Genomic DNA, 12,681 nt, shown 5'->3' with positions numbered 1-12,681 from the left:
AATCTAAATTACAGCCGTTTATCAGAGAAACCTATGGTTACACCGTCTCAAGTAGCAGAAATGATTAAGGCAGGGTTGCCCGACGCTAAAATACAAGTTGACGATTTGACCGGCGGCGGCGACCACTACCAGGCGAGAGTAGTCTCTGCCGCCTTTGAAGGAAAAAGCCGAGTACAGCAGCACCAACTGGTTTACGGCGCTCTCAAACAGGCAATGGCTAGTGAAGCCATCCACGCTTTGGGCTTGGAAACCTTAACTCCGGCAGAATGGGAAGCGAAAAGTCAAGTTGCTTAATTGTTGAGTAGCAATTGGAGATCGCAAGTTTGTGCTGGTGTCAAGAGTTGCTTGAGAGACAACTGCTGCACTTACGCACAAAAACCAAAGAAACCCGGTTTTTTAACCGGAATCTATGGCTGTAACGAAAGATTTTCGTAAAAAACCAGGTTTCTGCGTCAGTCAACGTTTTAAAATTTTCAAACAATATTAGGAGCTACCATGACTACAGCAGCACATGAAAGAATTGACGAGTTGGTTAAGCAAAATAAAATCATGGTGTTTATGAAGGGCAATAAGTTAATGCCCCAGTGCGGTTTCTCTAATACTGTGGTGCAAATTCTCAATACTTTGGGAGTGCCTTACGAAACTGTTGATGTTTTGGCAGACCAGGAAATTCGTCAAGGCGTTAAAGAGTATTCCCAATGGCCGACAATTCCCCAAGTTTATATCAACGGGGAGTTTATTGGCGGCTCGGATATTATGATCGAGATGTATCAAAAAGGCCAATTGCAAGAAGTTGTAGAAGTCGCTTTGGCTTCTTAAATTAGACAGAAAAAACATATCCCCGACCTCTTAAAGAAGTCGGGGAAATAACAGCAATTGCGTTTTACGTTGAATTAGGTTGATTTACTTAATTATTCGTTATAGCAATACTAAATCATTTGTGAATTTCTTACTCGCTCCCTTTGGTAAGGGGAGGGCTGGGGTGGGGTAAAAAATTTACGACTCATTTAGGATTGCTATACCAGGCAGAGCCAGGGAACGCAATGCGGTCGCCTAGGCCTCGAATTTTTAGGCTCCGAAAGCGAGACAGAGCCTCTGGACATCGGTTCCCAGGCATAGCCAGGGAACCCGTTACAATTCCCAATTCCCAATTCCCAATTCCCAAATCATCAAGGGTTTATCAAACCGAATTTGCTATTTAATAGTAGTCTGCTTCAGTTTGGGTCTGTGGCATTGCAAAATTGGATGGGTCGTGAATGTAACGCGCTGCTTCTTCCTCTAGTCTGTGAATCAGATAGGGTTCCAGACCGTTGGAATGCCGCAGGGCTGCTAAATACCCGTCTAAGTAAAGCCGCAGGTCATCGAAGCGATAACCTCTATTCCACATTTCGACGAGGGCGTCGGTGAGTTTTTGGTAGTGCCGGATTGTTTGGGTGTCTTGTAGCATGGTGTGAGGTTGAAATCCTTTGTGGTTTGTATAATGACGGCGGGATTTAGGAACGGCCTCAATTGATGCTGATTGGCTCAGCTTGAGGCTATTTCTAAATAAAAGTTTTTACCCTGCTCAACAGGCTACCCTCCATAAAAAATTTCACTCGCTGCAATGCAGTGGCTCGACTTTTTTGCGCGCACCTAGATAATCCGCCGTGCGTTTAATTGAGTCGGGATGTTGCTGAATTTTGCGGTCAAAGTGGGTGAGTGTTCCGGCTACCGAGCGAACGGTTGGAGGAATTCTAGTTTCACTTGCGCGATTTGTCAACCTCCTGGGAGTGGGGGCTGGGTCGGGGGGATCGCTTTTGGCAGGCGGTTGGGGCATGGGATCGATCGGCTTTACACTGTCTTATTTTCATTGTAAGCTTACCGCCAGAATGATTTAACCTTTCTGCAGGCTGACCCTCCCAAATTGACCCAATATTTAAAATTCCTACCCTGGGTGTGTCCGCTGCTTTAAATGCAGCTCATGCTTGAGTAGCGATGGTTACAAAAGCTTGACAAAAGCTCTGTTAACCTTGTAGCAATTAGTGATATGGGAAGCTCGCCTCTGTGGAATCTGCAAGTATTTCAATTGTTGAAGGGAATCCGCACCTGCGATCGCTCTTGGGCTGGCATCTACAGCAAGTCGGTCACTGGGTGCACCAGTCAGCGGATATCAGTCACGCTAGGGAAATATTTTTCAGCCGCCAGCCAACCCTAGTCATTCTGGATGCCCAATTGCCTGATGGGGACGGTTTGGAATTTTGCAACTGGCTGCAACAGCAGCAGCAGTCACTGATTTTGATGCTGTCGGCGCGGAATTCGGAATCGGATATTGTTGAAGGTTTGAAGGCGGGGGCAGACGATTACCTGACTAAACCCTTTGGGATGCAAGAGTTTATGGCCAGGGTGGAAGCTCTGATGCGCCGCAACCGCACGATGATACCGCCGGCGACGCTGGAGTGCGGGCTGTTGAAAATTGATTTGGTGCAGCGCCGAGTGAGATTGTACGAGGAACATATTGAGCTGACTCCCCAGGAATTTAGCTTGCTGTACGTGCTAGCTCAAGCTGGAGGAGTGCCGCTGTCGCGCTCGGATTTGCTGCGTCGGGCCTGGCCCGATGCTATTGATAACCCCCGGACGATCGACACTCACGTACTCTCTCTGCGTAAAAAAATCGAAATCGACCCGCGACAGCCGAGCCTGATTCAAACTGTACGGAATGTCGGCTACCGACTGAATCTGGAGTTGTTGAATGGGAATCAACGGCATTCTCCGCTGGTACCCGGAGCTGTGAGTTCTTAGACTACGATCGGGCTATAAGTCGGATTTTATTTGGGGAATTGATTGGCGATCGCATCTGTTTTCGCAGCCATAATAAAATCATTGCGATGCAGTCCAGAAATCGCGTGAGTCCACCAAGTAACGGTAACTTTCCCCCACTCGGTTAACAGTGCGGGGTGATGTCCTTCAGTTTCTGCTGCTTCGCCGACGCTGTTTGTAAAGGCGATCGCACTTTTGAAATCCGGGAATTTGTAGGTGCGTTCTAACTGGGGAATGCCCTTTTTTTCGATAAAATCCCAGTCGGGAATTTGAGGTTTTAGCTGGACAATTTCGTAAGCTGTGACGCGGGGAGAGTTTGGGCGGCAGGCGGCACAGCGTTCTTTTGCTAAAGGTTCCATAAATGGCTTGTTAGCGATCGGATTCTCAATGATAGTATAGACATTTTTGATGTAAATTATTTTGGACAGGCCAACTGTTGGTTAGGAGTTACGAAGACATTGTGATTGAAATCGTTAAGAAAACAGAGCAGCAATCCTTTAAAATTTCGGTAAATTTTCGTTCATCGTGAAATCGCTTAACCGATAATATCAGGAAGGGGGCGGGTTTATGTGGCTATCTCGCTGATATTGTAAACGTTGGTTAACCCGCCCCTCCAAGTGCGATCGCTCAACCGATCGCCTTTTTAATCAAATCCAACTTACCCTTATAGGGAGCATACCGCCATTTCAAGTCCAGCCAAAATGACTTTTGCAGCACGCTTTTGTAATGAGAAAAAGTATCAAAAGTCGCTTTGCCATGATAACTCCCAATCCCGCTTTCGCCAACTCCCCCAAAAGGCAAAGTTGTCACCCCGAATTGCATTACAGTATCATTTATGGAAACTCCCCCAGAGGAAGTTTCCCGCAAGACTCGCTCTTGTTTTTCTTTATCCTTCGAGAATAAATACAATGCTAAAGGTTTGGGACGGGCGTTGATTTGGGCGATCGCTTCCCCGAAATCATCATACTCCAAAACTGGCAAAATCGGCCCAAAAATCTCATCCTGCATCACAGGCGAATCCCAGGAAACATTATCTATAACCGTCGGTGCAATATATCTATCTTCCGGCTTAACTTTCCCGCCGACGACAATTTCTCCGTCTTTAATAAACGCACTCAAACGTTCCAATTGCCACTGATTGATAATTCGGGAATAGTCGGGACTTTTCTGCGGGTCGTCGCCGTAAAATCCGTGAATTGCTGTTTTAATTGCTTGCATCAAATCAGGTTTAACTTTTTTATCAACTAACAGGTAATCTGGAGCGATACAAGTTTGACCGGCATTAATAAATTTGCCCCAGGCAATGCGTTTAGCAGTGTATTCAATTTGAATATCTGAGTCTACAATGCAAGGACTTTTGCCGCCTAATTCTAATGTGACAGGTGTCAGGTGTTTGGCGGCGGCTTCCATGACTATTCTACCGATTTTTGTGCCGCCTGTAAAGAAGATGTGGTCGAATTTTTCGGCTAATAATTGTTGGCTGATTTCGACTCCTCCTTCGACGGCGGCTACATAGGCGGGATCGAAGGTTTTGGTAATCATGTCGGCGACAACTGCCGACGTATGCGAGGCGATTTCTGAAGGTTTGAGGATGGCGCAGTTGCCTCCGGCGATCGCCCCGACCAAGGGTGATATCATTAGCTGAAATGGGTAATTCCAAGGCCCGATGATTAAAACTACGCCCAAAGGTTCTGGGTAAATGCGGGCCGATGCTGGGAATTGATCGATCGAAGTAGGCACTTTTTTCGGCTTTGCCCACGATTTAACGTTTTTGATGGCATAATTAACTTCTGAGATCGCAGCAATTTCAAAATAAGCCTCGTACTCCGGCCTGTTCAAATCAGCCTTGACAGCATCCACAATCCGTGATTGATTGGAAACGATCGCACTTTTGAGATTCTTGAGTTGTTCGATCCGAAAATCCACATCCTTAGTTTTCCCAGTCGCAAAAAATTGCCGCTGCTGCTGGATAATATCGCTGACGCTGGTTACCATATTTAGTCCTCGATGTCTATAAATAAATGTTACAACAGGAAAACGGAACTTGGGTAAAGTGCGATGGTGTTAGAACCCCGACTTCTTCAATAAGTCCGGGATCTTGGCTTTACAAATCATTGAGAAATGCTATAAATTAGAAGCTAATAATTGTGGAACTGACAACGGAGTTCGGTTATGAAAATATCTAAGAACGATTTTTTTTTCTGTTCCTGCTGGCTGCTTTGTTTGTTTGCAGTAGCAGGATGTACCTCTAAGCCCCAAAAGCAAGTTGTCATCTGCTCGAAAGACTTTACCGAACAAGCCATTCTCGCAGAAATTTTAGCACAGCATATCGAAGCTAAAACAGATATCAAAGCAAAACAAGAACAGAATCTCGGAGGTTCGCTTTGCCATCAATCCCTAACAGCAGGTAAAATTGACTTGTACGTCGAATACACGGGTACTGCTTACGCCAACATACTCAAACAAAAACAGATTTCTGACCCCAAAAAAGTCCTCGATTACCTCAAACAAGAATATCCCAAACAGTTTAAAGCAGAATGGACGGAACCGCTGGGATTTAATAACAGTTTTGCGATTATTGTGCGGGGAGATCAGGCTAAAACACTCAATTTACAAACTCTCTCGCAACTTGGGAAAGCTTCACCTAACCTCCGGGCTGGTTTCGGGCCAGAATTTAACGAGAGAGAAGATGGATTGCCCGGATTGGCTAAAACTTACGGGATTAAATTTCGAGAACAACCGAAGGAATTGCTGTTAGGATTGCTTTATCAAGCGCTGCAACGAAAAGAAGTAGATGTGATTGCCGGTAATACGACGGACGGTTTGATTCAAAGTTTGGGTTTAGTAGTGCTCAAAGATGACAAGAACTATTTCCCGCCCTACGAAGCAGTTCCGGTTGTGCGATCGCAAATTTTGGAAAAATACCCAGAATTGCGTCAAGTTCTCGCAGAATTGGGGGGTAAAATCTCCGAGGAAGATATGCGGAAACTAAACTATCAAGTTGACGGGGAACAGCAGGAAGCGGGACAAGTGGCGCGGGAGTTTTTGCAGCAAAAGTTGGGCGTTTCACAGCCAGTCGCTCCGGCTAAATAAAGGGTTTCATTGTTCTGCCTGTTTGCGGAACCGTATTGTGGTTAGCTATACTATTACTTAGACTCATATAAATAAATGAAGATATAAAGCTATGACAACTGTCAAAACTGCTATCTCATTGCCAGCATCTTTATTTGAACAAGCCGAAACCTTAGCTGGCGAAATGCAAATTTCGCAGAGCTTTTCGATCGAAATAGCGCTTGAAGAATTTATCCGGCGCCGCGAAAATCAACAACTGTTAGAAAAAATTAATGCTGCTTGCGAAGCACCTCTCTCTGAAGAAGAAGAAGTTTTGCTTCGCAAGATGAGTCGCTCTCATCGCAAGATGGTCGAAGGCGAATGGTAATAAATCAAGGTGATATTTTTTTGGTTGAACTTGATGAGCCTTCTGGTTCAGAACCCGGTTATCTTCATCCCATCTAATAATTCAGAACAATTTATTCAATCGTTCCCGCATTAATACGGTTGTTGTTTGTGTGCTTACTTCAAATCTAAGATGTGCTAATTCACCAGGAAATGTCCTGTTAGAAGCAGGAGAAGCTGATTTACCAGAACTGAGTGTTGTTAACGTATCGCCGATTTTGACGATCGATAAATCTCAGTTAGGTGAGAAAATTGGCACACTCTCGGCAGAGCGAGTTCGTCAAATTCTTGATGGAATTAGGCTGGTAGTTGAACCTCGCGAAGCTGAGTAAAACTTTCCTTAGCCTTTTAAATTTCATGGGGCTTAACCTCTCCTCAGCTAGTGATAAGGTGCGCAGTGCGCACCCTACAATACAGTTAGACTTTCCTCTTAAGTCCCTTCACTCAGCCTGCGCAAATTCAAAATATCGCTCATCTTTTTAATTTGCATACAAGTGCGCTCAAACTGTTGTTTATCCTGGATATCCATGCACAAGTCAATTAAGGCCGGCAACCCGGGATATGTTTTGACTTGAGCGCTGCGGACGTTCACTTGGTTGTCCTTCAAATGGGATAAAACATCATTGAGAACTCCCACTCGATCGAGGGCTTCAATTTGAATGTTAACCGGATAAGTGTTGGGCCGAGATTCATTATGGTTGCTGGAATTCCAACTCACAGGAACCAACCGATCGCCCGGTACGTTCTCAACATTTGAACACCCTTGCCGGTGAATGGAAATTCCGCGAGTGCGAGTCACAACTCCAATAATTGCTTCCCCAGGAATCGGACAGCAACAGCCTGCTAAATAGTAGAGCAATCCTTCTACACCTGCGATCGGCGATTTGCTCGGAGACGAACTCGGTACTGGTTTCGGTGTCGTCGATGCAGGTATTAGCTGGGGCAATTCCTGTCCTCCTGCGGGAGCAGCTTCAATTTTTTGCTGCACTTTTACTAAATCTCGCAGTCGATTTACTACGAGATTTAGAGTCACTTCGCCGTAACCCAAACCGGCGATTAAATCTTCGACGCTGTGGTAGTTGCAGCGCTGAGCCACCGACTGCATGGGTTCAGATTTCAGCAAAGATTCCAAGCCGTTTTTACCTAATTCTTTTTCCAGCAATTCCCGGCCGCGAGCGAGGTTTTCATCTCGGTGGGATCGCTTCAACCACTGACGAATTCGGTTTTTTGCTCCGTTTGTCTTGACAAAATTCAGCCAGTCGGAACTCGGATGACCATTTTTTTGGGTCAAGATTTCTACAATATCGCCGTTCTTTAAAACCTTGTCTAGTGTTACCATTCGCCCGTTTACTCTGGCACCGGTGCAGCGATTGCCAATTTCTGTGTGAATGCGGTAAGCAAAATCTACGGGAGTTGACCCGCTATTGAGAGCAATCACGTCTCCGTTAGGAGTAAAAACGTAAATATCTTCGTCGAATAAGTTGTCCTTAATGCTTTGTAAATATTCGCGATCGTCTTTGAGGTCGCTTTGCCATTCTAGGAGTTGCCGCAGCCAAGTAAATTTTTCGTCGTCGCCAGTGACTGTTGTGTTAGAACCGCCAGTTTCTTTGTATTTCCAGTGCGCGGCAATGCCGTATTCTGCAATGTGGTGCATTGCTACGGTGCGAATTTGCACTTCGATGGGGCGGCCGCTGGTTCCGATTACTCCGGTGTGCAATGATTGATAGCGGTTGGCTTTTGGTAAACCGATATAATCTTTAAAGCGGCCGGGAATCGGGCGGAAAGAATCGTGGACGATCGCCAAAGCCCGATAACAGTCATCATTGCTTTCTACTATGATCCGCACCGCAGCAATATCGTACACTTGCTTAAACCCTTTTTGGCGGCGCTGCATCTTCCCATAAATCCCGTACAAATGTTTGGGACGGCCGCTAACTTCATAGCATTTAATGCCTAAATTGTCAAGTCTTTCTCGCAAACTATCTGTGACTTCTGCGAGTTGAGTTTCTCGATCGGCCCGCTTCTCGGCCACCAATTCCTGAATTTCGCGGTAAGCTTCCGGTTCTAGGTATTTAAACGCTAAATCTTCCAATTCCCACTTAAAGCGCCCGATACCCAAACGGTTCGCCAGGGGAGCAAAAATATCTCTGGTTTCTAGGGCAATACTGCGCTGCTTTTCTTCGGACAAATGCTCCAAAGTCCTCATGTTGTGCAGCCGATCTGCCAGTTTGACGACAATGACGCGAATATCTTTAGCCATTGCTAGGAACATTCGGCGGAAATTTTCAGCAAGGCGCTCTGTTTTGCTGGAAAAATTAAACTTAGAAAGCTTGGTGACACCTTCAACTAACTGTCGCACTTCCGCGCCGAACCGCTGTTCTATTTCTTCGAGAGTAATATCTGTATCTTCAACAATGTCGTGGAGGAAGCCGGCGGCAATCATGACGTTGTTGCCGCCCATATACCGGAGTATTCCAGCGACAGCTACCGGATGGCAAATGTAAGGTTCTCCTGATTTGCGGTACTGTCCTTGGTGCAAGTCGCGGGCAAATTCAAAAGCCCGACAAATTAAGCTGTTGTCAGTCGAGCAATTCTGGTTAGGAGCCTCATCAGGTTGCGATGGAGCATTCATGCATTCTTGTAGCCAATCGGGAACTACAGCAGGATCGATCGAAGGAGAGGAAGTCAGAGTGTTCGCGTTCATGGGGTACACCTTTAAAACTTAGAAATACAAATGGTTAAAAGCCGGTTTGCGGTTGAATTGCCGAAATTATGTGTTTAGTTATACTAAACTACTTGAAGACCACAATTTGCAATTCAAAAAAATAGTCGATTTTTGTGTTAACTTTACCTATCTAATTCCGAGTCGCCCCCCCTCGCAGGTAGGAAAATATAGTGACACCACTGCCGCCGCCGCAGTCAGTCGCTCGGGTAAAATAAGCATATTTTGGCGGTAGCATTTGAGGTAGCGGGCGATCGGCATTTACTGGCAAGGCTAAACTAAAAGCAGAAGCCAGAAGGGTCGAGTCAGGGCAGCCAATCAAAAAAAGTTCTCAAAAAACTGGGAATTGCTGCAAAAACGCACGGCTTCCCTGAATATGAGCAAACCTTAAGCAAGAATCTACTTTGATTATAAATACAAATTTGTTTACAAAATCATGATATTGTCCGAAGACCGCCGCCAGTGCTACCAAGAATTACAGCAAGCACTAGAACAACTACAAAGAACTGCTGCACAGGATAATCTGGATCGGGCCGCGCTGGCGATCGAATACAGAAAAGTGCAACAATTTTTCGGAAACCAAATTATGAGAGCCGAAAGCGATGAGTTAGACGCCTCAGAAACACCCCCAGAGCAGTCCTATTTGACTGAAATTCACAAGCAACTGCGGTTATTGGGGACAGATGTCACGTTTTTGCAAGCGTCGCGCCAGCCAGCGACAGCAAAGGTGAGGCAAACTGCGGCGATCGCGCGGCTCAACACGCTAATTGGCTACTGTGGCGCGCTGCTGCAAAAAAATTCTGGTTCTTCAGGGCCCGCCCAGATGCAGAATTAACAACTGAATTAACAGGGAATTGAGAAGGCAAGGAGAAATAAAGTGGTGGAATGTCCAAAATGTAAACATCCCAACTTAGAAGGCGGCACCTTAGCCGGCAGTATGTCGGTGCAGTGGTGTCCCAACTGTTACGGTATCTGGATTCCAGGCAGAGAATACGAAGCTTGGCAGAAAGAGCAGAGCCAGTGGTACAACAAATCCGAACAGCCACAGGCGACAGGCACTCTGGGCATAGAATTCACGCCATCTGCCTACGACAGCAAAGCAGCGCTGTGTCCCGAAGACGGTCACTATCTGTCGCGGGCGAAAGTTCCCTTCAGCAGAGTGCCCTTTTACATAGAGCGCTGTATGTTGTGCGGGGGCATTTGGTGCGATAACGGCGAGTGGGACATTCTCGAAAGTCTGGGATTCCACACCGAGATTGACAAGATGTTTTCTCCCAATTGGCAAGCTAAGGCTCGCGTGCAAGAACTCGCCTCTCGGGAACGTCAAGTGCTTACTGAGAAGCTGGGGCCGGATATCGCCGGATATGTGTTGGAACTCGCGGAAGTTTTAGCAGACCATCCCCACGCAGATTGTGCGGCTACTTACATACTGCGGAGAGCTGAGTTGAAGCGAAGGGAAATTTAGTCAGTTATTAGTTGACAGTTGACAGTTGACGGTTGACTGTTGACTGTTGTTAGTAAGCGGTTGGTCGGTTAATGATGTAGTGATAAAATCTTTGTTTGTAGCAATTTATATTGATATTTACAAACAGCATATCGGTCTCTTGCCAATAACTAATAAGTTCTGAACAATACTAATAACTAACAACTAACCGCCCGTATATTGATAAATAATAAATCACAACAGACAACAGTTAACAGTTAACAGTCAACAGTCAACAGTTAACAGTCAACAGACAACAGACAACAGACAACAGACTAAGGACTAATGACTAATGACTAATGACTCTTCTCTATTTTCCGTTGAAAATCTGCGAGTAGCTTATCCTCAGCGGCGGGGCCAATCCGGTTGGGCCGTTGACGGGGTTTCCTTGACGCTGAAACCGGGGGAAAAGCTCGGATTAGTTGGGGAGTCTGGGTGCGGTAAGTCAACTTTGGGAAGGGCGGCGATGCGGTTGCTGCCGGATTCAACGCTGATTGAGGGGCGAGTTAGTTTTGCTGGAGAGTCGGTGTTTGATATGAATGCTTCGCGGCTGAGACGGTTTCGGGGCGAAGCTGTAGCATTGATTTTTCAAGATCCGATGACTCGTCTCGATCCTTTGATGACTGTAGGAGAACATTGCATCGAGACTTTGCAAGCTCACAGACCGAATTTGGATCGCAAGCAAGCTAAGAAACGGGCGATCGACATTTTGGAAGCTGTGAAAATTCCGGCGTCTCGCTGGTCGCAATTTCCCCACGAATTTAGCGGCGGAATGCGCCAAAGAGTAGCAATTGCTTTGGCTCTTTTGCTCGATCCTAAATTAATTGTGGCGGACGAACCGACTACAAGTTTGGACGTAACTGTCGCCGCCCAGATTTTGCAGGAATTAACCAGACTTTGCGCGGAACGGGGAACGGCTATTTTGTTGATTTCTCACGATTTGGCGATGGTAGCCGAGTATTGCGATCGCATTGCGGTGATGTACGGCGGCAAAGTCGTAGAAACAGGGCCGGTTCAAAACGTTTTTGAACAGCCGCAGCACGAATATACTCGATCGCTCATCAAAGCAGCTTTGCACATTCAAGCTGATTCGAGCAAAGGGTTAGCCTTCGAGGAAATCAGGACTGAAGTCGTTACTGCAAACTTAACAAATTCGCCTCTTTTGACAGTGACGAATTTGCAGCAACACTACAGTTTAGAAAGCAATTTATTAGATCAGTTATTTGCCCGGAATCGTCAGGTAATCAAAGCAGTAGACGGCGTTAGTTTAGAGCTAGAACGGGGAGAAACCCTAGGGCTGGTAGGGGAGTCCGGCTGCGGCAAAAGTACCTTGTCACGCACGATTTTGCAGCTAATAACCGCGACTGGCGGCAAAGTGGAATTTCAAGGAATAGATATAACTGCCCTGAGCCGCGATGCTGTGAGGAAGCACCGCCGCGAAATGCAAATGATCTTTCAAGACCCCCACGCTTGCCTCAATCCGATGATGACAGTCGGAGAAAGTATTGCTGACCCTTTATTTATTCACAAATTAGCTAATGCGCGCGAAGCTAAAAAAGAAGTAATCCAAATGTTAGAGCGGGTGGGTTTGACTCCTGGGGAGGATTTCTTTCGCCGCTATCCGGGGGAATTGTCGGGAGGACAACAGCAGCGAGTTTCGATCGCCCGCGCTTTGATTACTCGACCGCAACTGATAATTTGCGACGAACCCGTGAGTATGCTGGATGCCAGCGTGCAGACTCAAGTTTTAGAGCTGATGTTGGAGTTGAAGCAGGAATTTAATTTGACTTATCTGTTTATTACGCACGATTTGTGGGTGGCGAGATTTTTTTGCGATCGTATTGCGGTAATGAATGCTGGAAAAATTGTTGAAATCGGTAAGACTAGGGATATTTTTACTAATCCGCAGCACCCTTACACTCAGCAATTATTGCAGGCAGCTCCTTTACTGGCTCGAACTCAATAAAAAGGCCTAAAATTGGGGCGAACAGATACTAAAATTGGGGCGAACAGATATCAGCCACTAAAATCACTCACCGGCTTCTAGATGGATTTCGGAAATTTCCGGTTAAATTGGTTAAAGTGAATCCCCAACGATAAATGATATTATTTTGGTGGCTGGGAATAAGCGCTGCATACTGCGCGCGGGCTACCAGCCGCCCAGCGCATCCCTACCAGGGATTGAAAAAAGGGCAGTCTTACACGCTGGGGTTAACCACCTAAA

General features: G+C 46.2%; 15 protein-coding genes. 9 read left to right on the top strand and 6 right to left on the bottom strand.

Annotated features, from left to right (window positions below):
• Positions 1 to 33 precede the first annotated feature (33 nt).
• Complete coding sequence (locus QUA78_RS24440) at positions 34 to 294, top strand: BolA family protein (RefSeq protein ID WP_172192604.1); 261 nt, start codon at positions 34 to 36, stop codon at positions 292 to 294.
• Positions 295 to 495: 201 nt separating this feature from the next.
• Positions 496 to 819, top strand: coding sequence for a Grx4 family monothiol glutaredoxin (grxD, locus tag QUA78_RS24435; protein WP_333302261.1), 324 nt, complete (start codon positions 496 to 498; stop codon positions 817 to 819).
• Positions 820 to 1,198: 379 nt separating this feature from the next.
• Here the strand turns inward: grxD and QUA78_RS24430 are convergent, their stop codons facing one another.
• Both QUA78_RS24430 and QUA78_RS24425 read right to left on the bottom strand, forming a co-directional pair.
• Positions 1,199 to 1,447 carry a DUF6761 family protein gene (locus QUA78_RS24430; protein WP_006634037.1) on the bottom strand — a complete coding sequence of 83 codons (249 nt, stop codon included), beginning with the start codon at positions 1,445 to 1,447 and terminating at the stop codon, positions 1,199 to 1,201.
• Between the two features lie 144 nt (positions 1,448 to 1,591).
• Positions 1,592 to 1,816 (bottom strand): hypothetical protein, encoded by a 225-nt coding sequence (locus QUA78_RS24425; protein WP_333302260.1) that lies wholly within the window; start codon positions 1,814 to 1,816, stop codon positions 1,592 to 1,594.
• 227 nt (positions 1,817 to 2,043) lie between these two features.
• On the opposite strand from QUA78_RS24425, the gene QUA78_RS24420 reads away from it, so the two are divergent.
• Complete coding sequence (locus tag QUA78_RS24420; RefSeq protein ID WP_333302259.1) at positions 2,044 to 2,778, top strand: response regulator transcription factor; 735 nt, start codon at positions 2,044 to 2,046, stop codon at positions 2,776 to 2,778.
• Positions 2,779 to 2,804: 26 nt separating this feature from the next.
• Here the strand turns inward: QUA78_RS24420 and QUA78_RS24415 are convergent, their stop codons facing one another.
• Together QUA78_RS24415 and QUA78_RS24410 are read right to left on the bottom strand one after the other, a co-directional pair.
• Complete coding sequence (locus QUA78_RS24415; protein WP_333302258.1) at positions 2,805 to 3,155, bottom strand: 4a-hydroxytetrahydrobiopterin dehydratase; 351 nt, start codon at positions 3,153 to 3,155, stop codon at positions 2,805 to 2,807.
• A gap of 268 nt (positions 3,156 to 3,423) precedes the next feature.
• A complete protein-coding gene (locus tag QUA78_RS24410; RefSeq protein ID WP_333302257.1) occupies positions 3,424 to 4,791 on the bottom strand; it encodes an aldehyde dehydrogenase in 1,368 nt (455 codons plus the stop codon).
• Positions 4,792 to 4,968: 177 nt separating this feature from the next.
• On the opposite strand from QUA78_RS24410, the gene QUA78_RS24405 reads away from it, so the two are divergent.
• The 3 genes from QUA78_RS24405 to QUA78_RS24395 all read left to right on the top strand — a co-directional run bounded on the left by QUA78_RS24405 (position 4,969) and on the right by QUA78_RS24395 (position 6,584).
• Positions 4,969 to 5,889: a glycine betaine ABC transporter substrate-binding protein gene (locus QUA78_RS24405; RefSeq protein ID WP_333302256.1), complete on the top strand. Its 921-nt coding sequence runs from the start codon at positions 4,969 to 4,971 to the stop codon at positions 5,887 to 5,889.
• Between the two features lie 91 nt (positions 5,890 to 5,980).
• Positions 5,981 to 6,235 (top strand): hypothetical protein, encoded by a 255-nt coding sequence (locus QUA78_RS24400; protein ID WP_333302255.1) that lies wholly within the window; start codon positions 5,981 to 5,983, stop codon positions 6,233 to 6,235.
• Between the two features lie 130 nt (positions 6,236 to 6,365).
• A complete protein-coding gene (locus QUA78_RS24395) occupies positions 6,366 to 6,584 on the top strand; it encodes a type II toxin-antitoxin system PemK/MazF family toxin (RefSeq protein WP_333302254.1) in 219 nt (72 codons plus the stop codon).
• Positions 6,585 to 6,682: 98 nt separating this feature from the next.
• Here the strand turns inward: QUA78_RS24395 and QUA78_RS24390 are convergent, their stop codons facing one another.
• Both QUA78_RS24390 and QUA78_RS24385 read right to left on the bottom strand, forming a co-directional pair.
• On the bottom strand, positions 6,683 to 8,956 hold the full coding sequence (locus QUA78_RS24390; protein WP_333302253.1) for a bifunctional (p)ppGpp synthetase/guanosine-3',5'-bis(diphosphate) 3'-pyrophosphohydrolase: 2,274 nt from the start codon (positions 8,954 to 8,956) through the stop codon (positions 6,683 to 6,685).
• Positions 8,957 to 9,107: 151 nt separating this feature from the next.
• Positions 9,108 to 9,296: a hypothetical protein gene (locus QUA78_RS24385; protein WP_333302252.1), complete on the bottom strand. Its 189-nt coding sequence runs from the start codon at positions 9,294 to 9,296 to the stop codon at positions 9,108 to 9,110.
• A 114-nt stretch (positions 9,297 to 9,410) separates the two neighbouring features.
• Here QUA78_RS24385 and patD point away from each other — a divergent pair, with 114 nt between their 5' ends.
• The 3 genes from patD to QUA78_RS24370 all read left to right on the top strand — a co-directional run bounded on the left by patD (position 9,411) and on the right by QUA78_RS24370 (position 12,423).
• Positions 9,411 to 9,809, top strand: coding sequence for a heterocyst frequency control protein PatD (gene patD, locus QUA78_RS24380; RefSeq protein ID WP_333302251.1), 399 nt, complete (start codon positions 9,411 to 9,413; stop codon positions 9,807 to 9,809).
• Between the two features lie 45 nt (positions 9,810 to 9,854).
• Positions 9,855 to 10,439, top strand: coding sequence for a zf-TFIIB domain-containing protein (locus QUA78_RS24375; protein WP_333399066.1), 585 nt, complete (start codon positions 9,855 to 9,857; stop codon positions 10,437 to 10,439).
• 310 nt (positions 10,440 to 10,749) lie between these two features.
• Positions 10,750 to 12,423 (top strand): ABC transporter ATP-binding protein, encoded by a 1,674-nt coding sequence (locus QUA78_RS24370; protein ID WP_333302249.1) that lies wholly within the window; start codon positions 10,750 to 10,752, stop codon positions 12,421 to 12,423.
• Positions 12,424 to 12,681: the final 258 nt, after the last annotated feature.

The organism is Microcoleus sp. K4-B3 (assembly GCF_036704615.1).
Taxonomy (GTDB): Bacteria; Cyanobacteriota; Cyanobacteriia; order Cyanobacteriales; family Microcoleaceae; genus Microcoleus.
The sequence above is the reverse complement of the archived record's forward strand: the minus strand, read 5'-3'. Positions and strand labels throughout refer to the sequence as shown.